Annotated in this window: 23 protein-coding genes; 11 read left to right on the top strand and 12 right to left on the bottom strand. The window is 73.4% G+C overall.

The features are described 5' to 3' along the window. Nucleotides 1-21 precede the first annotated feature (21 nt). From G5V58_RS09710 to G5V58_RS09695, 4 genes are all read right to left on the bottom strand, one after another. Complete coding sequence (locus tag G5V58_RS09710; RefSeq protein ID WP_165231650.1) at nucleotides 22-1230, bottom strand: DUF480 domain-containing protein; 1209 nt, start codon at nucleotides 1228-1230, stop codon at nucleotides 22-24. A gap of 151 nt (nucleotides 1231-1381) precedes the next feature. Continuing rightward, nucleotides 1382-2236, bottom strand: a complete 855-nt coding sequence (locus G5V58_RS09705; RefSeq protein WP_165231647.1) for a glycosyltransferase family 2 protein — start codon at nucleotides 2234-2236, stop codon at nucleotides 1382-1384. A 206-nt stretch (nucleotides 2237-2442) separates the two neighbouring features. Then, entirely contained in the window at nucleotides 2443-2943 is a 501-nt protein-coding gene (locus G5V58_RS09700) for a 2'-5' RNA ligase family protein (protein ID WP_165231644.1), read from the bottom strand. Beyond that, complete coding sequence (locus G5V58_RS09695) at nucleotides 2943-4397, bottom strand: cryptochrome/photolyase family protein (RefSeq protein ID WP_165231641.1); 1455 nt, start codon at nucleotides 4395-4397, stop codon at nucleotides 2943-2945. Before G5V58_RS09695 ends, G5V58_RS09700 begins: the two co-directional genes overlap by 1 nt. Nucleotides 4398-4424: 27 nt before the next feature. Here G5V58_RS09695 and G5V58_RS09690 point away from each other — a divergent pair, with 27 nt between their 5' ends. From G5V58_RS09690 to G5V58_RS09680, 3 genes are read left to right on the top strand one after another with little or no spacing between them, the layout of a single operon-like run. Next, on the top strand, nucleotides 4425-5162 hold the full coding sequence (locus G5V58_RS09690; protein ID WP_165231638.1) for a dienelactone hydrolase family protein: 738 nt from the start codon (nucleotides 4425-4427) through the stop codon (nucleotides 5160-5162). 33 nt (nucleotides 5163-5195) lie between these two features. Beyond that, nucleotides 5196-5657 (top strand): MerR family transcriptional regulator, encoded by a 462-nt coding sequence (locus G5V58_RS09685; protein WP_230487232.1) that lies wholly within the window; start codon nucleotides 5196-5198, stop codon nucleotides 5655-5657. Then, nucleotides 5654-6580, top strand: coding sequence for an SDR family NAD(P)-dependent oxidoreductase (locus G5V58_RS09680; protein ID WP_165231635.1), 927 nt, complete (start codon nucleotides 5654-5656; stop codon nucleotides 6578-6580). Before G5V58_RS09685 ends, G5V58_RS09680 begins: the two co-directional genes overlap by 4 nt. A gap of 439 nt (nucleotides 6581-7019) precedes the next feature. On the opposite strand, the gene G5V58_RS09675 is transcribed toward G5V58_RS09680, so the two are convergent. The 5 genes from G5V58_RS09675 to G5V58_RS09660 are packed head-to-tail and all read right to left on the bottom strand — an operon-like array spanning nucleotide 7020 to nucleotide 11599. After that, complete coding sequence (locus G5V58_RS09675; protein WP_165231632.1) at nucleotides 7020-8183, bottom strand: lipid-transfer protein; 1164 nt, start codon at nucleotides 8181-8183, stop codon at nucleotides 7020-7022. Continuing rightward, nucleotides 8180-8557, bottom strand: a complete 378-nt coding sequence (locus G5V58_RS09670; protein WP_165231630.1) for a MaoC family dehydratase — start codon at nucleotides 8555-8557, stop codon at nucleotides 8180-8182. Before G5V58_RS09670 ends, G5V58_RS09675 begins: the two co-directional genes overlap by 4 nt. After that, entirely contained in the window at nucleotides 8554-8943 is a 390-nt protein-coding gene (locus G5V58_RS25945; protein WP_230487231.1) for a Zn-ribbon domain-containing OB-fold protein, read from the bottom strand. Before G5V58_RS25945 ends, G5V58_RS09670 begins: the two co-directional genes overlap by 4 nt. Further along, nucleotides 8940-9437: a MaoC family dehydratase N-terminal domain-containing protein gene (locus G5V58_RS25940; protein ID WP_230487230.1), complete on the bottom strand. Its 498-nt coding sequence runs from the start codon at nucleotides 9435-9437 to the stop codon at nucleotides 8940-8942. Before G5V58_RS25940 ends, G5V58_RS25945 begins: the two co-directional genes overlap by 4 nt. After that, nucleotides 9434-11599, bottom strand: a complete 2166-nt coding sequence (locus tag G5V58_RS09660; RefSeq protein ID WP_165231628.1) for an acyl-CoA dehydrogenase — start codon at nucleotides 11597-11599, stop codon at nucleotides 9434-9436. The genes G5V58_RS25940 and G5V58_RS09660 overlap by 4 nt, the downstream gene beginning before the upstream one ends. A gap of 73 nt (nucleotides 11600-11672) precedes the next feature. Here G5V58_RS09660 and G5V58_RS09655 point away from each other — a divergent pair, with 73 nt between their 5' ends. The 5 genes from G5V58_RS09655 (at nucleotide 11673) to G5V58_RS09635 (ending at nucleotide 15391) form a co-directional block, all read left to right on the top strand. Next, the gene (locus G5V58_RS09655) at nucleotides 11673-12041 is read left to right on the top strand and encodes a YidH family protein (protein WP_165231626.1); all 369 of its coding nucleotides are present in this window, start codon (nucleotides 11673-11675) and stop codon (nucleotides 12039-12041) included. Further along, entirely contained in the window at nucleotides 12038-12346 is a 309-nt protein-coding gene (locus G5V58_RS09650; protein ID WP_165231624.1) for a DUF202 domain-containing protein, read from the top strand. The genes G5V58_RS09655 and G5V58_RS09650 overlap by 4 nt, the downstream gene beginning before the upstream one ends. A 71-nt stretch (nucleotides 12347-12417) precedes the next feature. Further along, nucleotides 12418-13959: a BCCT family transporter gene (locus G5V58_RS09645; RefSeq protein WP_165231610.1), complete on the top strand. Its 1542-nt coding sequence runs from the start codon at nucleotides 12418-12420 to the stop codon at nucleotides 13957-13959. Continuing rightward, nucleotides 13956-14885 (top strand): ABC transporter substrate-binding protein, encoded by a 930-nt coding sequence (locus G5V58_RS09640; RefSeq protein ID WP_165231608.1) that lies wholly within the window; start codon nucleotides 13956-13958, stop codon nucleotides 14883-14885. Before G5V58_RS09645 ends, G5V58_RS09640 begins: the two co-directional genes overlap by 4 nt. Nucleotides 14886-14887: 2 nt before the next feature. Then, the gene (locus G5V58_RS09635) at nucleotides 14888-15391 is read left to right on the top strand and encodes an Hsp20/alpha crystallin family protein (RefSeq protein ID WP_165231606.1); all 504 of its coding nucleotides are present in this window, start codon (nucleotides 14888-14890) and stop codon (nucleotides 15389-15391) included. Nucleotides 15392-15416: 25 nt separating this feature from the next. Here the strand turns inward: G5V58_RS09635 and G5V58_RS09630 are convergent, their stop codons facing one another. Both G5V58_RS09630 and G5V58_RS09625 read right to left on the bottom strand, forming a co-directional pair. Then, nucleotides 15417-17741 (bottom strand): arylsulfatase, encoded by a 2325-nt coding sequence (locus G5V58_RS09630; protein ID WP_165231603.1) that lies wholly within the window; start codon nucleotides 17739-17741, stop codon nucleotides 15417-15419. Nucleotides 17742-17843: 102 nt separating this feature from the next. Next, nucleotides 17844-19271 carry a WS/DGAT/MGAT family O-acyltransferase gene (locus tag G5V58_RS09625; RefSeq protein WP_165231601.1) on the bottom strand — a complete coding sequence of 476 codons (1428 nt, stop codon included), beginning with the start codon at nucleotides 19269-19271 and terminating at the stop codon, nucleotides 17844-17846. A gap of 113 nt (nucleotides 19272-19384) precedes the next feature. Here G5V58_RS09625 and G5V58_RS09620 point away from each other — a divergent pair, with 113 nt between their 5' ends. From G5V58_RS09620 to G5V58_RS26400, 3 genes are read left to right on the top strand one after another with little or no spacing between them, the layout of a single operon-like run. Further along, a complete protein-coding gene (locus G5V58_RS09620; protein WP_165231599.1) occupies nucleotides 19385-20008 on the top strand; it encodes a DUF5701 family protein in 624 nt (207 codons plus the stop codon). A gap of 21 nt (nucleotides 20009-20029) precedes the next feature. Further along, nucleotides 20030-21310: an alpha/beta hydrolase gene (locus G5V58_RS09615; protein ID WP_165231597.1), complete on the top strand. Its 1281-nt coding sequence runs from the start codon at nucleotides 20030-20032 to the stop codon at nucleotides 21308-21310. A 48-nt stretch (nucleotides 21311-21358) separates the two neighbouring features. After that, on the top strand, nucleotides 21359-21490 hold the full coding sequence (locus G5V58_RS26400; protein ID WP_268991270.1) for a hypothetical protein: 132 nt from the start codon (nucleotides 21359-21361) through the stop codon (nucleotides 21488-21490). A 17-nt stretch (nucleotides 21491-21507) separates the two neighbouring features. Here the strand turns inward: G5V58_RS26400 and G5V58_RS09610 are convergent, their stop codons facing one another. Next, nucleotides 21508-23538, bottom strand: a complete 2031-nt coding sequence (locus G5V58_RS09610) for an acyl-CoA dehydrogenase (protein ID WP_165231595.1) — start codon at nucleotides 23536-23538, stop codon at nucleotides 21508-21510. Nucleotides 23539-23586 lie beyond the last annotated feature (48 nt).

Here is a 23586-nt window from a genome sequence, read left to right as displayed (position 1 = left end):
TGTGGCACGGGCCGGTCGCCCTCAGGCCGGCTTGCGCCCCACCACGTAGAGGCGGTCGGTGGCCTCCTGGCGCCGGGCGATCGCGCCGCGGTGGTACCACTCGAGGTCGCTCAGGCCGACCCGCTCGAGGAGCGCGATCACCGCGGCCGGGTCGTGGAGGACGAAGTCGAGGTCGACCGGGGCGCCGAACCAGTCGTCGTGGTGGCGGACCTCGGCGCCGGTGTGGAGCGCGACGACGAGCCAGCCGCCGGGCGCGAGCGGCCGGGTGAGGGCGCCGAGCGCCTCGGGCAGCTCGGAGCCGGCCAGGTGGATGAGGGAGTACCACGCCAGCACCGCCGACCAGCCGGGCGCGGACGTCGGGCGCATCAGCCGGCGCAGGTCGCCGACCTGGTAGTCGCCCTCAGGGAAGCGGCGCCGGGCCTCCTCGACCATCCGTGGCGAGAGGTCGAGGCCGGTGGCGTCGGCGCCGGCGTCGGCCAGGTAGGCGGTGACGTGGCCCGGCCCGGAGCCGACCTCGACCACCGGGCCACCGTCGGCGTGCGCGGCCACCCGGTCGAGCAGCCAGCGCTCGAAGGGCAGGTCGTCGAGCTCGGCGAGCAGGCTGGCGGCGTACCCCTCGGCGACGGCGTCGTACGACGCGCGCACGCGCTCGTCGCGCTGCTGACCGCCGGCCGCGAGCACCGAGTCGCGGTCGACCGCGGGCTCCGCCGCGGCCTCGGTGGCCACGGGCACGTCGCCGAGCAGGTGCGTCCAGCGGGTGTCGTGCTGGCCGCGCTGACGGGGCAGCTCGCGCACCAGCGGCTCCGGGCGCGCGGCCATCGCAGCGAGGACGGTCTCGACGGCGCCGCGGTCGGCGAAGGCGTGCAGCCGGTCCGTCCGGCTGCGCAGCTCGCCCGGCGCCTGTGGCCCGCGCAGCAGCAGCACCGTGACCAGGGCGCGCTCGGCGTCGTCGAGCTCGAGGACCTCGGTGAGGAGCTGGTGGTACTTCAGGGTCCGGCGACCGCTGTCGGACCACACGACCCGGACCAGGTGGCGGTCCTTGAGCCGCTTGAGCGCCGCCTCGACCGTCGGCTCGTCGTACTCCACGACGGGCTCGCGGCTGCTGGTCTGGTTGCAGCCGGTGCGGACCGCCGACAGGGTCAGCGGGTAGGTCGCGGGCACGGTGAGCTGCTTCTCCAGCAGCACCCCGAGCACCCGCTGCTCCTCGTCGTCCAGCACAGGCAGGGCCACACGGACACCCTACGAACACGGCACCGGCCGAGTCGCGTGAGATCTTCCGTGTCGACCGCTCATCAGGGGTCTGAAGCGCGGTCGGATCGTCTGCGGCTCGGCCGGTGTCGTGGTGGGGGGCAGCTGGTCTGTGGTGTCCCGTCGTCCAGGCTCAGGCGGCCAGGGTGCCGTTCAGCGGCTCGACGACCGGCTCGAGCAGCGGGTCGAGGGTCACGGCGAGGCGGCGCTCGAGGCGGCGCACCGCGCGGGCGCGGCGCCACTCGGTGGCCAGCGTGCGCAGCACCCGGAAGCCGTCGCGGAAGGTGCGCAGGTTGGACTCGCCGAACATCCGCAGCCGCTCCTGCGAGGGCACCTCGGTCACCGAGACGCGGGCGGCGGCGAGCCGGCAGCTGATGACGGTCTCGATCTCGAAGCCGTCGCCCCAGAGCATCGTGTCGCCGGAGGGCGCGGGGAGCCGGTGGTCGGGCAGGTCGAGCAGCGGCACCAGGTCGGCCCAGAACGCGTTGTAGCCGTAGCAGAGCTCGGTGTGCCGGACCCGGAAGAGCGTGTTGAAGACGCGGAGCAGGGCCCGGTTGCCGAGCCGCCGCAGCGGGGTGAGGTCGTCCGAGCCGCCCCCACCGGCGTGGCGGGTGCCCTTGGCGAAGTCGGCGCCCTGCTGGAGGGCCTCGACGAACCGGCCGATCTCGGCCGGGTCGGCCGAGCCGTCGGCGTCGAACATCACGACCACGTCGCCGGTGACCCGGGCGAAGCCGGCGGCCAGGGCGTTGCCCTTGCCGCGTCGCGACTGGAGCACGGTGATGAGGTCGGGCCGCGCCCGGCGGGCGGCCTGGACGGTGCCGTCGACCGATCCGCCGTCGATGAGGATCACCTCGTGCACCGGCGGCAGCAGCGGCAGCACCGCGGCCAGGTTCAGCGCCTCGTTGAGGGCCGGCACGACCACGCTGATCCGCGGGTCGCGGGTGTTGCGTCGTCCGACCCCGTCGGACAGGCCCTCAGAGCTGACCATGCGCGTGCCTCTCCCCTTCCCCCGTTCGTGCCGCGGCGACAGCCGGCGACGGCAGGAACGTTAGGCACGCCTCGACGCACCCGCACCCTGTCGCGCCGTTTCGTGTACCGATCGTGGAGGAGCGGCCCGGAATGTCACTGACTGGTGCCCCCGGTGTGGGTGTGTCTGGTGGGATCGGTCTGGACCCGCGCCCACGCCCGGGGCGATCAGGCCACGCTGACCAGCAGCTCGATGGTCTTCTCGTCGGGGTCCCAGCGCCGCAGCGTGGTGAGCCGGAGCACGACGTCCTCGGCGCCCACCGCGTCGACCGCGCGCTGGAGGTCGGCCCGCTCCAGGCGCCGGGCCAGCGTCACGTGGGGCAGCCAGCCCTGGTGCGGGAGCGCGCCGGTGGCGGCCCGCAGGTCCAGGACGGCGGCCAGGAGGGCGTCGGGCACGTCGACCGCTCGGGCCAGGGTCAGCCTGTGCCGGCCGAAGACGAGCAGCCCGGCGGCACGGACCTCGAGCGGCAGCAGCGCCCCGAGGTGCCCGACCGCGAGGTCGGCCGCGGCCGCCACGTCCGGAGCGGCCAGGAGGGTCACGTGGGGGGCGTTGCTGGCGCCGGTGTGGTCGAGCTGGGACGGCAGGCCGGCGTCGTGCAGGGCCTGCCAGTCCCGGCGTACGGCCTCCTCGCCGGCGTCGTCGGGGAGCAGCTCGAGGGCGTGCAGCATCAGGACGCGAGCCAGCGCTGCGCGCGGCGGGTGTGTTGGGCCTTCTTGCCGGGCGCCATGGCGTCGTAGAGGTTGGCCACCATCCGCGCGCGCGGGTTGGTCGCGAACACCTCACGGTGGTCGCGGATGAAGGTCCAGTAGAGCGCGTCCCAGTCCTCACGCCACTCCCCCGGCGGCAGGTCTGACATCTTGCGCAGGTAGTTGCTTCCCGAGACGTAGGGCTTGGTGGTGATGGCGGTGCCGGCGGCGAACTGGCTCATCGCGTAGACGTTGGGGACCATCACCCAGTCGTAGGCGTCGACGAACAGCTCCATGAACCACTCGTACGCCGCGTCCGGGTCGACGCGGAGCAGGCACATCGCGTTGCCGATCACCATGAGCCGCTCGATGTGGTGGGCGTAGCCGCGCTCCAGAGCGCGCTCGATGACCAGGTCGACCGGCGCCAGCCCGGTGGTGGCGTCCCACCACCCGTCGTCCAGCGTGCGGGTGTGGCCAAGCTGGTTGGTGGTGCGCATCCGTCGGCCCCACAGCACGTAGGTGGCGCGCATGTACTCCCGCCACCCGATCACCTGGCGGACGAACCCCTCCAGGCTGGCCAGGGGGACGTCGTCCACCGCCAGCGCCCGGTGGAGGACGTCCTGGGGACTCAGCAGCCCGATGTTGAGCCCCGGCGTGATCACGCTGTGGAAGACGAACGGGTGCTCGGCGCTCACCGCGTCCTCGTAGGGGCCGAACTGGTCGAACCGCTCGGCCAGGAACTGGCCGTAGCCCGCCTCGGCCTCCTCGTGGCTGGTCGGCCAGGCGAAGCTGTGGACGTTGCCGGGATGATCCGGGAACCGCTCACCGACCCAGGCGATCGCCTCCTCCACCTGGGGATGACGCGCGGGTGTGGACAGCTCCGGGACGGGGTGGCCCCTCGGGAGCTTCTTGCGGTTCTCCTCGTCGAAGGACCACTTCCCGCCCAGGGGCTGGTCGCCGCCCTCGACCAGCACGTCCAGGCGCTGGCGCTGCCAGGAGTAGAAGCTCCCCATGCGCGCGCCCCGGCCGGTGCCGTCGCCGAAGTAGCTCTTCAGGGTCGGCCGGTCGGTGAGGAAGTTCGGCGTCTCCAGCCACTCGGTGACCACCGGCGCCAGGTCGCGGCCGAGCCAGTCGTCCACCACGTCGTACGCCGTGACCTCGGTCGGGTCCAGCTCGTCCAGGACCTGGGCCAGGGCGGTCCGGCTCCGGCGACGGCCGTCGGTCTCGACGTAGCGCACCGCGAAGCCGGCCTCCTCCAGTCGCTCGGCGAACCGCTTCATCGAGGCCCGGTGCAGGACCAGCTTCTGGACGTGGAAGCGGTACTGCCGGAACAGCAGGTCGTGCTCGAGCAGCACGAACGTCGTCCCGTGCGGGGCGTCGAGGTGGTCCAGGAAGAGCTGGTGCGGCAGCACCAGCCGGACGCGCCGTTCCCCCATGGGTGACCGGTACCCCAGACTGCGGGCATGGGCGTTCTCGACGGCTGGGTGCAGGGTGAGTTCACCGCGAGCGGGGTCGCGCACCCGACGTACCGCAGGGGCAGCGGCCCCGGCGTGGTCATCATCGCCGAGATCCCCGGCATCACCGCCGACGTGGTCGGCTTCGCCGAGGAGGTCGTCGCCCTCGGCTGCACCGTCGTCCTGCCCCACCTGTTCGGGCAGGTGCCGTCCTCCGACTCCCCCGTCGCCGCCGCCCGCACCCTCGCCCAGTGCTGCGTGAACAGCGAGTTCAACAAGCTGCACCTGCGCCGCACCTCGCCCATCGCGGACTGGCTCCGCGCGCTGGCCCGCGACCTGCACGCCGAGCTGGGCGGCCCCGGCGTCGGTGCCCTCGGCATGTGCTTCACCGGTGGCTTCGCCCTGGCCATGATGGTCGACGACGCCGTCGCCGCTCCCGTCGTGGCCCAGCCCTCGCTGCCCTTCCCGATCGGCCGGGCCCGCGCCGCGGACCTCAACCTCTCCCCCGCCGACCTCGACCGCGTCAAGGAGCGCGCCGCCGCCGGCTGCCAGGTCCTCGGCCTGCGCTACACCGGCGACGTCGCCGTCGGCACCCGCTTCGAGACCCTCACCCGCGAGCTCGGTGACGCCTTCATCCGCGTCGAGTTCCCCGGTCGCAAGCACTCGACCCTCACCGCCCACCGCCAGCAGGCGGGCGTGGACGCGGTCCTCGACTTCTTCCGGGACAAGCTGCTCACGAGCGCTTGACCTCGAGCGCTCGAGGTTCCGCATGCTGGGGGCGTGACCGACACCACCACCGCACCGTGGCTGACGATCCAGCACATGGCCCGGCGGTCCGGCTTCAGCGAGCACACGCTGCGCTACTACGAGGACATCGGCCTGATCGGCCCGGTCCCGCGCGACGAGTCGAGCGGACACCGCCGCTACCCGCCCGAGGCGGCCGAGCGGATCGAGGCCCTCGCCTGCCTGCGCGCGACCGGGATGAGCATCGACGACATGCGTGCCTACCTGCGCGGGCTGTCCGCAGGGAGGGCGGCGGCGACAGAGATGGTCGACCTCTTCTCCGGGCACGCCGCGCGGCTGGAGGAGGAGCTGACCGCGCTGCGCCTGCGCCTGGACTACGTGCGGGCCAAGGCGGAGCTGTGGCAGTCGCGGGTCGACGACGACGAGCCCCGCGAGCAGCAGGCTCGGGCGCTCTCGAGCCGACTGGCGCAGCGGCTGCGCGGCGAGGACCGCGCATGAGCCACCGCGCCACCCGCCTCACCACCCCGTTCGGGCGCACGAGCAGCGCCGACGACGTGCTGCGGGGCGTGGACCTCGCCGGCCGGCACGCGCTGGTCACCGGCGCCAACACCGGCCTCGGCCGGGAGACGGCGCGGGCCCTGGCCGCCGCCGGCGCGTCGGTCACGGTCGCGGGTCGCAACGCCGACGCGGTGCGCGAGGCGGCCCGCGCGATCGCGGTGGCCACCGGCAACCCCCGGGTCGACCACCTGGTGGTGGACCTGGCGGACCTCGCGTCGGTCGACGCCGCGGTCGGGGGCTGGTCGCGACCCCTGGACGTGCTGGTCAACAACGCCGGTGTGATGGCCGTCCCCGAGCTGACCCGGACCCGACAGGGCCACGAGCTGCAGTTCGCGGTCAACGCCCTCGGCCACCTCGCCCTCACGCTCGGGCTGCACGACGCCCTGGCGCGCAGCGGCGACGCCCGCGTCGTCTGGCTGAGCTCCAACGCGCACCTGTTCTCGCCGCCCGTCCTCGGCGACCTCGACCGCCGCTTCCGCCCCTACGACCCGCTCCTGGCCTACGCCGAGGCCAAGGCCGCCACCGCCCTGCTCGCCGTCGAGACCGACCGGCGCTGGGCCGACGACGGCATCCGCGCCCAGGCCTGCAACCCCGGCGCGATCGCCACCGGCCTGCAGCAGCACACCGGCGGCCTGCAGACCCCGGTCGAGCGCCGGAAGACGGTGCCGCAGGGCGCGGCGACATCGGTCCTGCTGGCCGCCTCGCCGCTCCTGGCCGACGTCGGTGGACGCTACTTCGAGGACTGCGACGAGGCCGAGGTGCGCCACGAGAGCCCCGGGCTGTTCGGGACCGGGGTCGCCGACTACGTCCTCGACACCAGGCTGTCCGCGCTGCTGTGGGACCAGGCGGTCGCGCTGCTGTGAGGGCCCTCAGGGGCTGAGCGAACCGGCCCGTCGCTCACCCACGGGTGCAGTCGGCTCCCACCGGCGTCGAGCTCGGGCCGGCCGGCTGGCGGCACGCGGGTTCAGGTGAGGGCCTGGAGCACCGCCCCGTCCGCCACGGCGCCGGCGAGTCGGAAGCCGCCCAGGTGCAGCAACGGCGGCGCCAGGAAGCGGCCAGGGTCGACGCCGCGCGCCCGACCTGGACCGGCGAGAGCAACCGAGCAGGCCTACCGCAGAGGTGCTCGCCGACCCACGTCGTTGCCCACCCGGCGGCACCGAGCCGAGCCGAGCCGAGCCGCTCGGCGGGGAGCAGGGGTGATCGCCCCCTCCACGACACCCGACTCCAGGTGCCGGACGTCCCGCCACGTGCTGGTCACGGCGGGCACCGGGGTGCCCACGAGTGGGCGAGGACTCGGCGCCGTCAGGCGCTGAGGACGAGCCCGCTCGTCGGCACCCCGGTGCCCGCCGTGACCAGCACGTGCGGGACGTCCGCGACCTGGTTGACCGCCGTACCCCGGATCTGCCGGACCGCCTCGGCGATGCCGTTCATGCCGTGGATGTAGGCCTCGCCGAGCTGGCCGCCGTGGGTGTTGAGCGGGAGCCGGCCGCCGAGCTCGATGGCGCCGCCGGCGATGAAGTCCTTGGCCTCGCCGCGGCTGCAGAAGCCGAGCTCCTCGAGCTGCATGAGGACGTACGGCGTGAAGTGGTCGTAGAGGACGGCCATCGGCATGTCGCCGGGGGTGAGGCCGGACTGGCGCCAGAGCTCGCGACCGACGACGCCCATCTCGGGGATGCCGATGTCGTCGCGGTAGTAGGACGTCATCACGAACTGGTCGGCGCCGGAGCCCTGGGCGGCGGCGGTGACCACGGCCCGCGGGGCGGCGAGGTCGCGGGCGCGCTCGGCCGAGGTGACGACGAGGGCGACGGCGCCGTCGGACTCCTGGCAGCAGTCGAGCAGGTGGAGCGGGTCGACGATCATGCGGGAGGACTGGTGGTCCTCGAGCGTGATGGGACGCTGGAAGAAGAAGGCGTGGGGATTGGTGGCGGCGTGGCGCCGGTCGGCGACAGCGACGGCGCCGAAGTCGGCCGAGGTGGCGCCGTACTCGTGCATGTAGCGCCGCGCCTGCATGGCCACGGTCGCGGCGGGGGTGCCGAGCCCCATCGGGTAGGTCCAGGCGTTGTCCAGGCCGTTGGTGTTGACCTGGGTGGCGGCGGCCAGTGAGAACTGCCCGAAGCGCGACTCCGAGCGCTCGTTGAAGCCGCGGTAGCAGACCACGACGTCGGCCACGCCGGTGGCGACGGCCATCGCGGCCTGCTGGACGGTGGCGCAGGCGGCACCGCCGCCGTAGTTGATGCGGCTGAAGAAGCGCAGCTCGGGCAGGCCGAGCTCGCGCGCGACCGCGATCTCCGAGGAGGTGTCCATGGTGAACGTCGTGAGGCCGTCGACGTCGGCGGCGGTGAGGCCGCAGTCGGCCAGGGCGGCGCGGATGGCCTCGACCGAGAGCTGGAGCTCGGAGCGCCCGGACGCCTTGGAGAACTCGGTCGCCCCGATGCCGGCGATGGCGGCGGCGCCGGAGAGCGTCATGCGACGACCCGCACGGTGCCGGTGACGTGGTCACCCAGCGCGACCCGGCCGACGACGTCGATGGTGGCCACACCGTCGGACACGGAGGCGACGGTGCCGGAGAAGGTGAGCGTGTCGTAGGGGTACGCCGGCGCGCCGAGCCGGATCGCGATGCCCTTGAGCTCGACGTCGTGGCCGAGGGCGTCGGCGACGTAGCGCTCCACCAGGCCGTTGGTGGTGAGGATGTTCATGAAGATGTCCTGCGACCCGGCCGCCTGCGCGACGTCGCGGTCGTGGTGCACGTCCTGCCAGTCGCGGGTGGCGATCGCGGTGGCGACGATCGTGGTCGGGGTCAGCGGCAGGCTCCACTCCGGGAGCACGTCGCCGGGGCTCACGCCCGCCTCCAGGCCGGCAGGGTCAGCTCGTCGTCGATCCGCCGGAAGTCCACGCACAGCCGGTCGCCGATGGCGATCGTGTCGTCGGGCGCGTCGACCACCTCACCGACCATCCGCACGCCCTCGTCCAGGTCCAGCAGCGCGATGACCAGCGGCAGCTCCTTGCCGGGCACGGGCGGGTGCCGGTGCACGACGTAGGAGAAGACGGTGCCGAGCCCGGAGGCGACCACCCACCCCATGTCGTACGCCGGGCACGCGCGGCAGGCCGGCCCCGGCGGGAAGCGCAGGGTGCCGCAGGCGTTGCACCGCGGGATGCGCAGCTCGCCGGCCGCCGTGCCCTCCCAGAAGAAGGCCGAGTCGCGGTTCACCACCGGCCGCACGGTCACGAGGCGCGCTCCTTCGGGATGAACTTGAGGACGCGGAAGAGCATGGTCGCGACGACGTCGGCGCCGACGTACCAGGTGTTGCGCGAGGTCACGAAGTACCCCTCGCCCATCGCGGTCTGCTTCGGCCCCACCACGGAGTCCAGCGCACTGGTCACCCGGGGCCGCTCGCCCACCCGCAGGTAGCGCTCGTAGGTCTGCTCGCAGTTGGTGCCCAGCACCGCGGTGTAGCCCTGGGCGCTGAGGAACTCGGTCATCCGGCTGAGCGGGTCCTCGGGCGGCCGCCTGCGCCCGAGCCCCGGCATGGTCCACACCTGGGCCATCGAGGGCGGCGCCTCGTCGCCGTCGCGGAAGCGCGCGCTCTCGTAGCCCATCGCGTCCAGCCAGGTGCCGATGGTGGCGTCGTTGACGGGGTACGGCGCGAGCGACTCCGACGCCTCGCCGAGCGCCTTGATCCGCTCGGCCTCCGTCATGATCAGGTCGTGGCGGCCGGTCACCGCGGCACCCGTGGCAGCCCCAGCCCGAACATCGCGATCAGCTCGCGCTGCACCTCCTGCACGCCGCCGCCGAAGGTCAGCACGAGGTTCCGCTTCTTCTGCGCGTCCAGGTAGACCATGAGCGCGCCGGTCTCCGCCTCGGACGGGTCGCCGTAGCGGTGCACGACCCGGGTCAGCTCGTCGAGGAGCCCCTGGACCTGGTCGGCCGCGAAGACCTTGGACGACGAGGCGTCGCCGACCGAGATCTCGCCGGTCTCGGCGGCGCGGGCGACCTCCCAGTTGAGCAGCTCGTTGACGCGGAACACCGCGGTGGTCCGACCCATCAGCTCGACCACGTCGGGCCGCTCGGCCACGCCGGCCTTCCTCGCCCACTCGAGCACCCGGTCGCGCAGTCCCTCGATCCGGCCGGCCGGGCCGAGCATGACCCGCTCGTGGTTGAGCTGGGTGGTGATCAGCTTCCAGCCCTGGTTCTCCTCGCCGACCAGCATGTCGACCGGCACGCGGACGTCGTGGTAGTAGGTCGCGTTGACGTGGTGGCTGCCGTCCGCGGTGATGATCGGCGTCCAGGAGTAGCCGGGGTCGGTGGTGTCGACGATGAGGATCGAGATGCCGCGGTGCTTGGGCGCGTCCGGGTCGGTGCGCACCGCGAGCCAGACGTAGTCGGCCTGGTGCCCGCCGGTGGTCCACAGCTTCTGGCCGTTGACCACGTAGTGGTCGCCGTCGCGCCGCGCGCTGGTGCGCAGCGAGGCCAGGTCGGTCCCGGCGTCGGGCTCGGAGTAGCCGATGGCGAAGTGCACGTCACCGGCCAGGATGCGCTTGAGGAACAGCTCCTTCTGGCGCTGCGAGCCGTAGCGGATCAGCGTCGGGCCGACGGTCTGGAGCGTGACGGCCGGCAGGTGCACGTCGGCGTACTGCGCCTCGTTGGCGAAGACCGTCTGCTCGATCTCGCCGAGCCCCTGGCCGCCGTACTCCGCCGGCCAGCCGACGCCCATCTTCCCGTCCTCGCCCATCTGCCGCACGACGCGCTGGTAGGTCTCGCCGTGCCGGTCGAGCCCCATCTCGCGCTGGTCGTGCTGGGACGCGAGCCCGGTGAAGTACTCGCGGGTCTCGGCCTTGAACGCACGCTGGGCCGCGCTGAGCTCGAGGTTCTTGGTCGTCGGGTCCTCGACCGGGACCTGCTCGGCGCGCCCGTCGAGCAGGTGGACGATGTCGGTGACCCAGCTGGAGTAGTGGTGCAGGGGGTAGCTCTGGTCCACGCCCACGCCGCCGTGCAGGTGGTGACAGGTGCGCAGTGCGCGCGGCGCCTCGGTGCTGGTCCAGTACGCCGCGACGGCGAGGTCGTCGGCGGCCGGGATGCCGTGCCCCACGCGCCACGCGGCGTGGTCGGCGGCCAGGTCGAGGGTGCGCGAGGCGATGTAGACGTCGGCGACCTGCATCGCCACCGCCTGGAACTCGGCCAGGGTCCGACCGAACTGGGTCCGCCCCTTGACGTAGGCGGCGGTGAGGTCGCGCGCGCCCGCGACGAGCCCGGCCGCGGTGAGGGCGAGGCCGGCCGTCCACAGACCGGCCAGGAGCTCCGCGGCACCCGGCTCGAGGAGCTCGGCGGCCGCGCGGTCCAGGGCCACCGTGTACGTCGCGCCGACGGAGGAGCTCGTCCGGATCAGGCTCACCCCCGGGTCGCTCACCTCCACCAGCGCCACCACGGCCTCGTCGTGCTGCGTGCAGGTGACCAGCAGGTGGCTGGCCTGGCCGGCGTACGTCACCGCGAGCTTGCGGCCGGTCACCGTGCCGTCGGCGTACGTCGTGGGGGCGAGCTCCCTGACCGCGGGGGTGAGCACCCGCGTGCCGGTGACGACGTCGCGGAGCAGCGTGCGCTGGGCCTCGGAGCCGTGCGCGGCCAGGGTCAGCGCGCCGCAGCAGAGGGTCTCGAACACCGGCAGGTGCGCCGCCCGCGCGCCCGTCTCGCGGAGCAGCACCGCGACCTCGGGGAGTCCGAGGCCCTCGCCGCCGTACTCCTCCGGGACGGCCAGTCCCAGCAGGCCCGCGTCGGCCAGCTCGGCCCAGCCGCCGTCGCGCTCCAGCACGTCGGCGAGCACCGACCGGACCGCCGCCAGCGACTCCGCGCGCTCCGGCTCGAGCCCTGCCCGTCCGTCGGTCGCCACGGGCAAAACTGTAACGTGTTCTAGTCGGCGGGGCCACGCCCCGCGACCGCCGTGCGTGTGGGACGCTCGCCCCGTGAGCGAACGGCCCCAGGGTGCGGGCTGGCCGTCGTGGGTCTACGCCGTGGGCGTGCGCCCGGACCCACGGTTCAGCCTGGCCAACGAGCGCACCTTCCTGGCGTGGGTGCGCACATCACTGGCCATGCTGGCCGGTGGCGTGGCCCTCGACGCGGTCGACCTCGACGTCGACTCGGGACTGCAGACCGCACTCGCCGTCGCGCTCGTGCTCCTCGGCCTGCTCGGGGCGGTCGTCGCCTGGCTGCGCTGGGCCGCGGCCGAGCGGGCCATGCGCCTGCACCAGCCGCTGCCCGGCACCGCGGCGCTGGCCTGGCTGTCCCTCGTGCTCGTGGTGGTCGCCGCCCTCCTCGTGCTGCTGATCCTGTGACGACCCCCCGTGACCGTCCCGGAACCGTCCCGCAGCAGCCCGAGCACCTCGAGGACCAGGTCGAGCGCACCCTGCTGGCCTGGCGGCGCACCGCCCTCTCGATCCTGGCCGCCGGGCTGCTCATCGGCCACCTCACCGCCCAACGCACCAACCCGGCCGCGCTGGTCGTCTCGCTGCTCGGCATCGGCGCCGTGGTCGGCTTCGTCTGGCTCCGGCACGGCGTGAGCACGGCGGCGTCCGGGCTGGTCCTGGTCCTGGGCGTAGCACTGCTCGCCGTCGTCGTGCTCGTCGGCGTGGTGGCCTGAGACGGCGTTGACACCCGTCCGCGCCACCCCCAGGGTGGTCGGACCGCACGAGCAGTCTCGGGAGGACCTCGGTGAAGCGCTACCTCAAGGACGTCGACCCCGCGGTCTTCTGGGGCTCGGCCGTCGTCATCGCCGGCTTCGTGGTCTGGGGGGTCGCCGCCCCCGGGAGCCTCGGCTCGGTCATGACCACTGCCCTGAACTGGGTGATCGGCAACTTCGGGTGGGCGTTCATCGTGGTGGCCACCGGCGTGCTCGTGCTCTGCGTCTACCTCGCGATCTCTCCGTGGGGCCGGCTGCGCCTCGGCCCGGACGACTCGCGCCCGGAGTTCAGCACGTTCTCGTGGGTCTCGATGATGTTCGCCGCGGGCCTGGGCGCCGGGCTGCTCTTCTACGGCATCGCCGAGCCCGTCACGCACTGGTCCGCGCCGCCGCACGGCCTGGCCGAGCCGCGGACCGAGGAGGCGACGCTCACCGCGCTGCGCTACACCTACTTCCACTGGGGCTTCAACGGCTGGGCCATGTACGCCGTCATGGGCGGCGCGATGGCCTACTTCTCCTTCCGCAAGAACCTCCCCGTGCTGGTCAGCGCGACGTTCACCCCGATCCTCGGCAAGAACGCCACCACCCACCCGATCGGCCGGCTCGTCGACGCGCTCGCCATCGTCGCGACGCTGTTCGGCACCGCGACCGCGCTCGGCCTCAACGGGCTGCAGCTCAACAGCGGGCTCGACTACCTGCTCGACGTGCCGAAGTCGAACACCGTCGCCGTCCTCATCATCGTCGCGGTGACCGCGCTGTTCCTGGTCTCGGCCACGTCCGGCGTCGAGAAGGGCATCAACTTCCTGGCCAACCTGGGCTCGTTCGCCACCATCGGGCTGTTCCTGTTCTTCCTGATCGCCGGCGGCTCGACCGTGTTGATCGTCAGCAACGGCATCGAGTCCATCGGCAACTACGTCATCCAGGTGCTGCCGATGTCGCTGCAGACCGGCGTGGGCGACGAGCAGTGGATGGCCAGCTGGACGATCTTCTACTGGGCATGGTGGGTCTCGTGGGCGCCGTTCGTCGGCATGTTCGTGGCCCGCATCTCGCGCGGGCGCACCATCCGCGAGTTCATCGTCGGCGTGGTGGCGGCCCCGACCGGCTTCGGCTTCTTCTGGTTCGCGGTCGTCGGCGGCGTCGGCATCCGGCTCCAGGACACCGGCAAGGCCGACATCGTCGGCTCGCTGGCCACCCCGGAGCTCTCGCTGTTCACCGCCCTCGACGTGCTGCCGCTGCCCGTGCTCAGCTCCGCGCTGTGCATCGTGCTCATCGCGCTGTTCTTCATCAGCGGCGCCGACGCCGCCTCGATCGTGATGGCCACCATGGCCTCGCGCGGCAACCTCGAGCCGTCGAAGTTCGTGGTCGTCGTGCTCGGGGTGCTCATGGGCGGCATCGCCTGCGCGATGCTGCTGGTCGGCGGGCTCACCGCCCTGCAACAGGCGGCGGTGCTCGGCTCGGTGCCGTTCATGTTCGTGCTCATCGGGACGGCGTACTGCTGGGTCAAACAGCTGCGCGAGGACACGCGGGATCCCCAGGACGTGCAGGAGCGGGAGAAGGCCGAGTCCGCGGCATGAGGCGGCTGCTCCTGGCCGTGGCCGCTCTCGCGCTCCTCGCGGGTGGGTGCGGTGACGCCGGCGACGACACCGGCGGCTCGTCGCAGCCGCAGGGCGCGTCGCTGCGGGTGACCCTGGGGACCCAGGAGTTCCCCGAGGCGCGGATCCTCGGGGAGCTGTGGCGCCAGGCCCTGGCCACCAACGGGTACGCCGTCGACCTGCGCAAGGGCGTCGGGCCGGCCGAGGACCTCGACCAGGCCCTGCAGGACGGCACCATCGACGGCTACGTCGCCTACACCGGCACCGTCCTCTCCGTCGTGGCCGGCCAGGACGTCACCGGCCTGGACCCCGAGGAGACCTACGCCCAGGCCAAGGAGTTCTACGCCGGCCAGGACATGGTGATGAGCGACATGACGCCGTTCCAGAACAAGGACGCCATCGCCACCACCACGGCGTACGCCGAGGAGCACGACCTCACCGAGATCGGCGACCTCGCGGGGCTGGACTCCTTCACCCTCGGCGCGCGCCCCGAGTTCGAGGACCTCCAGCTCGGGCTGACCGGGCTGCAGGAGACCTACGGCCTCGACAACGCGGAGTTCGCGCCGGTCGAGCTGGGCGAGCAGTACACCGCGCTCGACGACGGCACCGCCCAGGCCGTCGACGCCTTCACCACCGACCCGCAGCTCGAGGGCGGCGGCTACCGGTTGCTGGAGGACCCCGAGCTGCTCTTCGGCTCGCAGAACGTCGTGATGGTCGTCGGGAAGGACGACCTCAAGAGGGTCGACGCGACGGCGTTCCTGCGCGTGGTGGACACCGTCAACAGCGAGCTCACCGAGGAGGCCATGGTGCGGATGAACGCCGAGGTCACCGAGGGCCGCAGCGACGAGGTGGTGGCGCGGGAGTTCCTGCGCAGCGTGGGGCTGGACCGACCGATCCGAGGAGACTGACCATGGCCGAACAGCCACCACGCAACCCCTTCGAGGGCGTCACCGACTTCTTCAGCGAGCTCGCCCGGATGCGTTCGATCGGGCTGCACGGCGGGGCCGAGCACGGCGTCGAGGCCGCCGAGCGGACGCACGCCTCGGCCTGGGTGCCGGCCACCGACATCCTGGCCCGCGGCGGCGACCTGGTCATCCGCGTCGAGCTCGCCGGCGTCGACCCCGAGGACGTCGACCTCAGCTTCAGCCACGGCGTGCTCACCGTGTCCGGCACCCGCCGCGCCGGCGAGGGCGACGACGACGCGGACTTCCTCATCCGCGAGCGCTTCTACGGCGCCTTCCGCCGCGCGATCACCCTGCCCGAGGGGACCGAGGCCGACCAGATCGCGGCCGAGTTCGACGACGGGCTCGTCGAGGTCACGGTCACCGGCGGCGTCCGGCCCGCCGACAGCACCCGCATCTCGCTGGCCGACCGGTCCGGCGGCGCGACCTCGCGGTCGGTGCGCGCGGACTGACCCCGTCCGGGCGGACGGGGCCGCCTCACTGGTGGATGAGGGCGATCCGGTCCCGCTCCTCGGGGCTGCCCGGCTCGGTCACGTCGGCCAGGTCGAAGCGGACGCTGTGGATCAGCCCCTCGAAGGCGTTGCGGACGGGCGGGTAGTCGTCGCACACCGGCGTACCGCGGTCGACACCGACGTTGAAGGTCTCGTCGAAGGAGAAGTAGTACGCCGTGGTGATCGGGATCCGCCCGGAGCCGACCTGGTGGCCGTCGACCTCGAGCACCACGCTGGCCCCGGAGCCGGGCGGCCCGCCGTCGTACTCGAAGCGGACGACCAGGTCGTGGCGACCGGGCAGCATCGGCTTGCCGCCGCGCACGACGGTGAGGTCGCGGCCCACGAAGTTGTAGGCGTAGTGCGGGATGCTGCCGACAGTGTAGAGCGACCAGCCACCGAAGCGCCCGCCCTGCGCGACCACCACGCCGTGGGTGCCGGTGACGACCTCGAGGTCGGCGGTGATGACGTGCGAGCGGTTCTTGACGTTGGGCGCGGCCTCTTCGGTGAGCCGGCCGACGCGCGGCCCGAAGGACATCGTGGACATGCCGGCGTGCAGGTCGAGGCGACCGGCGACCTCGGGGTTCTCGCGCTCGGTGACCCGGTCGTCGAGCGGGAAGACGTGGTGCCGGGTGGCCTCGGCCTCGAACACCCGCTTGAGCTCCTCCAGGCGCTCGGGGTGCTCGGCGGCCAGGTCGTGCGCCTGGCTCCAGTCGGTGCTGTGGTCGTAGAGCTCCCACCGGTCCTGGTCGAAGGGCCGGTCCACGCCGCCGACCATCTCCCACGGGATGCCGTGGCGGGTCACCGCGGTCCAGCCCTCGTGGTAGACGGCGCGGTTGCCGATCATCTCGAAGTACTGCGTCGTGCGGCGGTCCGCGGCGTCGGGGTCGTGGAAGGAGTAGGCCAGGCTGGTGCCCTCGATCGGCTGCTGCTCGACGCCCCCGAACTCCTCCGGCGCGGGCAGCCCGGCGGCCTCCAGGATCGTGGGCAGCACGTCGATGACGTGGTGCCACTGGTGCCGGATCTCACCGCGCGCCTCGATGCCGTTGCCCCAGCGCACGATCATGCCGTCGCGGGTGCCCCCGAGGTGGGCCAGCTGCTTGGTCCACGGGTACGGCGTGTTCATGGCCAGGGCCCAGCCGACGGGGTAGATCGGGTACGTCGTGGGGTCGCCCAGCGAGTCCAGGCGGGCGGCCATGTCGGCGGTCTCGTCCTGGATGCCGTGGCCCACGAGGTGCTCGCGGAAGGTGCCGCGCGGGCCGCCCTCGCCCGAGGCGCCGTTGTCGCCGAGCAGGTAGAAGATCAGCGTGTCCTCGAGCAACCCCAGCTCCTCGAGCGCGTCGACGAACCGGCCGACCTGCACGTCGGCGTGCTCGGCGAAGCCGGCGTAGGTCTCCATGAACCGCGCTGCGACCCGCTTCTCGGTCTCGTCCAGCTCGTCCCAGTGCGGCACGCCCTCGGCCCACGGCGCCAGCTCGGCGGTCTCGGGCACGATGCCGAGCTCCTTCTGCCGGGCCAGGGTGGCCTCGCGCTGGGCGTCCCAGCCGGCGTCGAACCTCCCGGCGTACTTCTCGCGCCACTCCGGGGCGACGTGGAACGGCGCGTGCGTGGCGCCGAGTGCGAGGTAGGTGAAGAACGGGCGGTCCGGGGTGATGGCCTGCTGGTTCTCCACCCACTGGATCGCCTGCTCGACCAGGTCCTCGGACAGGTGGTAGCCCTCCTCGGGCAGCTTGTCCGGCTCGATGGCGTAGCGGCCCTTGTAGAGCTGGGGGTACCAGTGGTTCATCTCGGCGCCCATGAAGCCGTAGAAGTAGTCGAACCCCTCCCCCATCGGCCAGCGCTGGAACGGCCCGGACGGGCTGACCTCGACCGGTGGCGTCTGGTGCCACTTGCCGATGGCCGCCGTGCAGTAGCCGTTGCCGCTGAGGATCTGCGCGATCGTCGCGGCGCTGGCCGGCCGGTAGCCGTGGTAGCCCGGCAGCGGCGTCGACATCTCGCTGGTCACGCCCATGCCCACCGAGTGGTGGTTGCGACCGGTCATCAGCGCCTGCCGGGTCGGGCTGCACAGCGAGGTCACGTGGAACCGGCTGTACCTCAGCCCCTCGTCGGCCAGCCGCTGCGCCGTCGGCATGTGCACCGGCCCGCCGTACGGCTCCGAGGCCCCGAACCCCATGTCGTCGATGAGCACCACCACGACGTTCGGAGCCTTGGGCGGCGTCTCGACCGGCCGGATCGGGCGGGTGCCCGTGTCGACGTCGAGCGGCAGGCGGCTGCGGTCGGGAGCGCGGTCGGGGGCGGCGGCGGCGTCGGCCACGGGTGGGGGACCTCCTGAACGTCGGACGGGTGTTCAGGCGTCACTGTGGGGGACGCGCCGGACTCCGGGCAAGCAGGCTCGCCCAGAGCGGTGAGACGACGCTCAGACCTCCGCTGGCTCGCGATCCGTCGTGCCGACGGCCTCGCGCAGCCGGTCCAGCTCGACCGGGAAGCGGCGGGCCAGGTCGTCGACGTCGTCCACGGCCTCGCGGCAGGCGATGACGCCGACCCCGACCCGGCCGTGGTGGGACATCACCGTGATGTTGAGCCCCGCGCCGTGGAAGACCGGACCGAGGGGGTAGAGGCCCTCGATGCGCGCGCCCAGGAAGTACAGCGGGACGGGCGGGCCGGGCACGTTGCTGATGACCAGGTTGTGCACGACGGGGTGCCGCTCGGCCAGGCGGAGCGAGGCGTACGCGCGGACGGCCAGCCCGAAGGTCCGGGGCGCGGCGAACTCGGCCCAGTCCTGGAGCGCGTCCGCGCTGATCGCCTGGTGGTGCTCCTTGGCGTGACGGTTGGCCGTGGCCAGCTCCTCGAGTCGCTCGAGCGGGTCCTCGACGTCGGTGCCGAGGCGGGCGAAGAGGGCCGAGACCTTGTTGGCGCCGTCGGAGCGCCGGGACTCCTCGCGCACCGAGACCGGGACGGTGGCCAGCAGCGAGGACGACGGCAGCTCGTCGCGGTCCTCGAGGTAGCCGCGCAGCGCCCCTCCGGCGACGGCCAGGACCACGTCGTTCACGGTGGTCCCGGTCGCCGCCTTGACCGCCTTGACGTCGCCGAGGTCCATGTCGGCCAGGGCGACGGCGCGGTGGCTGGTGATGGTGCCGTTGAACGGCGTGCGCGGTGCGGTCAGCGGCGCGGCCATCGCGGTGCCCTCGCGGGCCCGGCCGATGGTGCCGACGACGCTCCTCACCGTCGGCGCCAGCAGGTTGACGGTCTGGAACGGTCGCAGCCCGCTGCTCACCGCCGCGCGGCCGAGCAGCTCGAGCCGCCCGGGCTCGTGCGGCCAGCGCTTCTCCTCACCACCGCCGATCGGGTCGCCCTCGGGCTCCAGGCTGCACAGGTGCGATACCAGGTTGGCGCCGGAGACGCCGTCCACGGTGGCGTGGTGCATCTTGGAGAACACCGCGATCCGGTCGCGGCCGTCTTCGCCGGCGTAGCCCTCGATCACCCACATCTCCCACAGCGGCCGCGAGCGGTCCAGGGGCAGACCGGCCAGGTGGCTCGCGAGCTCGACCAGCTCGGCGTACCCACCCGGCGTGGGCAGCGACATCCGGTGCACGTGCCGCTCGATGTCGAAGTCGGTGTCGCGCACCCAGATCGGGTGGTCCAGGCCCAGCGGGACCCGGCGCAGCTTGCGGGTGAAGTCGGGGACGTCGCGCACCCGCTCCTCGATGCCGTCGCGGAACGCGCGGAACGAGTACGGCCCCGGCATCGTGGCCGGGTCCAGCACGATCAGCCCGCACACGTGCATCAGCTGTGCGGGGGTCTCGAGGTACAGGAAGCTCGCGTCGAGCCCGGACAGGCGGTCCATCATCCCTCCCTAGAACGTGTTCTACCCACCCCAACGAGCCAGACCGGCTCCCGGCTACGTGACGGCCGCCTCACCCCGGGGAACTCGCCGCCCCCGCGGGCCGTTGAGGCACCGTGCGCCTCGAGCAGGAACTCTCCCGCCAGTCCGACACCCTCCTCGCCCTGGGCTACCCGGCCGAGCTGGCCGCCGCAGCCGCCGCGCTGCTGGAGCCGCTGCGCGCCGTGGTCGGCGAAGAGGTGCGCTCGGAGCCGAGCGGCGCGTCCTTCGTGCTGGTCCCGGTGGGGCCGCCGGTCTCCGCACGCGTGCCGCTGCTGCGCCTGGGTGAGCGCACGGGCACGCTCAGCCGGCACTTCGCCGACGTGGACACCTTCGGCCCGAACCTCGAGGTGCCTCGGGCCGCGGCGTACGCCGTGGTGGGCGTCGAGCGCGGCGAGGAGTTCTGCGGCGTGCGGCCGGGCGAGGCGGCTCCGGTGATCGCCGACCGCGGCCGGAGCATGCTGACGCTCGAGGAGGGGCTGGCCTTCCTGCACGCCGTACCCAACGCGCTGGAGAAGAACCGCTGCTTCCACACCGGGGCGTCGCGGGGCACGGACAAGAGGGTGCCCGCGATCTGGATCGCGGAGCGGGCTCCCCACGTGGGCTGGTGCTGGGAGGGCAACCACCACACCTGGTTGGGCGTGGCCAGCGCCGCGGCCCGGGTGGCTCCGGCGCTCGCGGGGGCTGCCGGCGCCATGTGACCGACGAGTAACCTGGTGGGCGTGTCGTTCCGCCGCCGCGCCCTGCTGTACGCCGCCCTGACCGCCAACGCGATCCGCCCGCTGCCGGGGTTCCGCGCCGGCGTGCCGTCGTTCTTCGCGGGCTGGCTCACCACCGAGCTGGCGCCGCAGTGGCTCGCCGTGACCGCCGCCGACGCCGCCACCCACCTGACCGAGCGGCGCCGCGACCCGGTCGCCCTGGGCCTGGCCGGCGCGGCCGTGCTCGGCCTCGGCTACCTCGTCGACCAGGCCCGCCGCGACCGGCAGACCGCCGAGGAGGCGCTCACCGAGGCGCTGGGCGCCGACTACGCCGAGCAGCTCGACGCGCTGCCCACGCCGGCCGAGCTGGCCACGCCGTGGCGCTCGCTGGTCAACCCGTTCCGCACCTTCCGCAAGCCGCCGCAGACGATCCGGGTCGAGCGCGACATCGCCTTCGGGGAGGCCGGTCGCCGCAACCACCTGGACATCTACCGCCCGGCCGAGCCCACCGAGGACGCCCCGGTCCTGCTCCAGGTCCACGGCGGCGCCTGGATCCTGGGCAAGAAGGAGGAGCAGGGCGTCCCGCTCATGCAGCACCTGGCCGCCAAGGGCTGGGTGTGCGTGGCCATCAACTACCGGCTCTCCCCGCGCGACCCCTGGCCGGCCCAGGTCGTCGACGTCAAGAAGGCCGTCGCCTGGATCCGCGAGCACATCGCCGACTACGGCGGCGACCCGGCGTACGTCGCGATCACCGGCGGCTCGGCCGGCGGTCACCTCACCGCGCTGGCCGCGCTGACCCCCGGCGCGACCGAGTGGCAGCCCGGCTTCGAGGACGCCGACACCTCGGTCCAGCTCGCCGTGCCCCACTACGGCGTCTACGACTTCGCGGGCTCCACCGGCACCAAGGCCTCGACCAAGCTGCGCGACCTGTTCCTCACCAAGTGGGTCATGCAGACCACGTGGGAGGAGCACCCCGAGGTGTTCGAGGACGCCAGCCCCATCCTGCGCATCGGCCCGGACGCCCCCGACTTCTTCGTCATCCACGGCGCCCACGACACCCTCGTCCCCGTCGACCAGGCGCGGCAGTTCGTGGCCCGGCTGCGCGACGCCTCCCACCGCTCGGTGGTGTACGCCGAGCTGCCCGGCGCCCAGCACGCCTTCGACGTCTTCCCCTCGATCCGCTCGGCGCACGTGGTGCGCGCGATCGACCGGTACCTGCACTGGCACTGGAACCAGTACCGCCGCGACCGCGCCGGCGCCTCCCCCTCGGGGAGCACCCTGAGGACCGGGTCGGGGACACAATAGGGACAAATCCCGATGCGCGCGGTCGGTGCGCACGGGCAGGGTTGAGCCATGGCCTCCCCGACCCCGACCCCCGTGCACCGCCCCCGGCCGCCGCTCGACGCCGAGATGCTGCGGCTCATCCACCACGCGCGGCTGGCCAAGCGCCGCCGCCGCGCGCAGCGGGTGCTGACCCGCGCCTGACGGTCCTCGACCGAGCGTCAGCGAGGCAGCCCGAGGATGCGCTCGGCGGCCACGTTGCGCAGGATCTGGGTCGTACCGCCGGCGATGGACAGGCAGCGGGTGTTGAGCAGCTCCCAGAGGTCGCGGCGCAGCTGCTCGTCCGGGGCCAGCAGCCCGTCCTCCTGGAGCTCGACGACGAGCTCGGCGCCGTCCTGACGGTTGCGCACGCCGAGCAGCTTGGCCACCGAGGACTCCGCGCCGGGGCCGCGACCGGCCAGCGAGCGCAGGGTGGTGCGCACGCCGAGCAGCGCGCAGACCGTGGAGAGCGCCACGGCGCGGCCGACCCGGGCGCGCTGGGCGCCGGTCAGGTCGCGCTCGGCGGCGAGCGCCACGGCCCGTTCGGTCGACGTCCCCAGTCGGGTGGTGGCCATGGCCACGCGCTCGTTGGCCAGCGTGGTGCGGGCCAGCCTCCACCCGTCGCCGGGCGCGCCGACGAGGCCGTCGTCGGGCACGAACACCTCGTCGAGGAAGACCTCGTTGAACAGCGCCTCGCCGGTGATCTCGCGCAGCGGCCGGACGTCGATGCCCTCGGCACGCATGTCGACGAGGAAGTAGGAGATGCCGCGGTGCTGAGGCGCGTCGGGGTCGGTGCGGGCGAGGCAGATGCCCCAGTCGGCGCGCTCGGCCACGCTGGTCCACACCTTCTGACCGGTGAGCCGCCAGCCGCCGTCGACCCGCTCGGCGCGGGTGCGCAGCGAGGCCAGGTCGGAGCCGGAGCCCGGCTCGGAGAACAGCTGGCACCAGGTCACCTCGCCGCGCAGCGACGGCAGCACGAACCGCTCCCGCTGGGCGTCCGAGCCGTGCTCGAGGATCGTGGGCAGCGCCCACCCGGCGATGACGATGTCCGGCCGGGTGACGCCCGCCCGGGCCAGCTCCTCGTCGACCACCAGCTGGGTGACGGCGTCGGCCCCGAGTCCGTACGGCGCGGGCCAGTGCGGCGTGAGGTAGCCGGCCTCGACCAGCGCCGCTCGCCGCTCCCCCTCGGGCCGGGCCGCGATCCGCTCGGCGGTGGCCCGGGCCTCGGGTCGCACGGCGGCGTCGCGGCCCTCGAGGTCCACCGCCACCGCCCGGCGCACGCCGGCCACCGCCCGCTCGGTCAGCCGCACCGCGGCGGCGTCGGGATCGCCGACCAGCCCGCGCAGGGCCAGGGCCCGGCGCAGGTAGAGGTGCGCGTCGTGCTCGTAGGTGAAGCCGATCCCGCCCAGCACCTGGATGCAGGCCTTGGCCACGTCGACCGCGCCGTCGAAGCAGGTCACCGCGGCCACGTCGGCGGCGTAGGACCACTGCTCCTCGCCCGCCGCCGCCACCGATGATGCGGCGCCGGCCACGTCCCACGCGGCCGCGGTCACGGCCTCGGCGGTCTCGAGCATCTCGGCGCACAGGTGCTTGACGGCCTGGAAGGCGCCGATCTTCTGGCCGAACTGCTCGCGGACCTGGGCGTACTCCACCGCCGTCTCCAGGCACCACCGCGCCACGCCCGCGGCCTCGGCGGCCGCGAGGGTGACCGTCGCCCGGCGTACGACGTCGACCGGCTCGGCCGGCCCCACGCCCACCCGGCCCCAGCGCCGGGTCAGGTCGATGCCCGCCTCCGGGGTCGCCCCCTCCCGCTCGACCAGCCCGTCGGACCCCAGCACGTGGGTGGCGCCGGCCAGGTCGCCGGCCAGCCCGGAGGCGTGCACCACCGCGACCGCCGCCCCCTCGCCGAGGTCGGCCGACGGCGCCACCAGCGCGGCCACCGCGGTGGACAGCAGCGGCCCGGGGACCAGCGCGTGTGCGCACGCCTCGAGGGCCACCGCCTGGTCCAGGACCGAGCCGCCGCCCCCGCCGCACGACTGCGGCAGCGCGATGGTGGCCACGCCCATCTCGACGCACGCCTCCCACACGTCGGGGAACGCGGCGTCCGCCTCCGCCTCGTGCCGGCGCGCGAGCTCCGGGCCACCCAGCTTCGCCGCCCACTCGCGCACGCTGCGCGCCAGCTCGGCGTGCTCCTCGGTGATGCCGACGGACATGCGACTCCCTCGAACTAGAACGTGTTCTAACTCTACTAGAGTCGTCGG

Origin of the sequence: Nocardioides anomalus, assembly GCF_011046535.1 — a bacterium.
GTDB lineage: Bacteria > Actinomycetota > Actinomycetes > Propionibacteriales > Nocardioidaceae > Nocardioides > Nocardioides anomalus.
The sequence above is the reverse complement of the archived record's forward strand: the minus strand, read 5'-3'. Positions and strand labels throughout refer to the sequence as shown.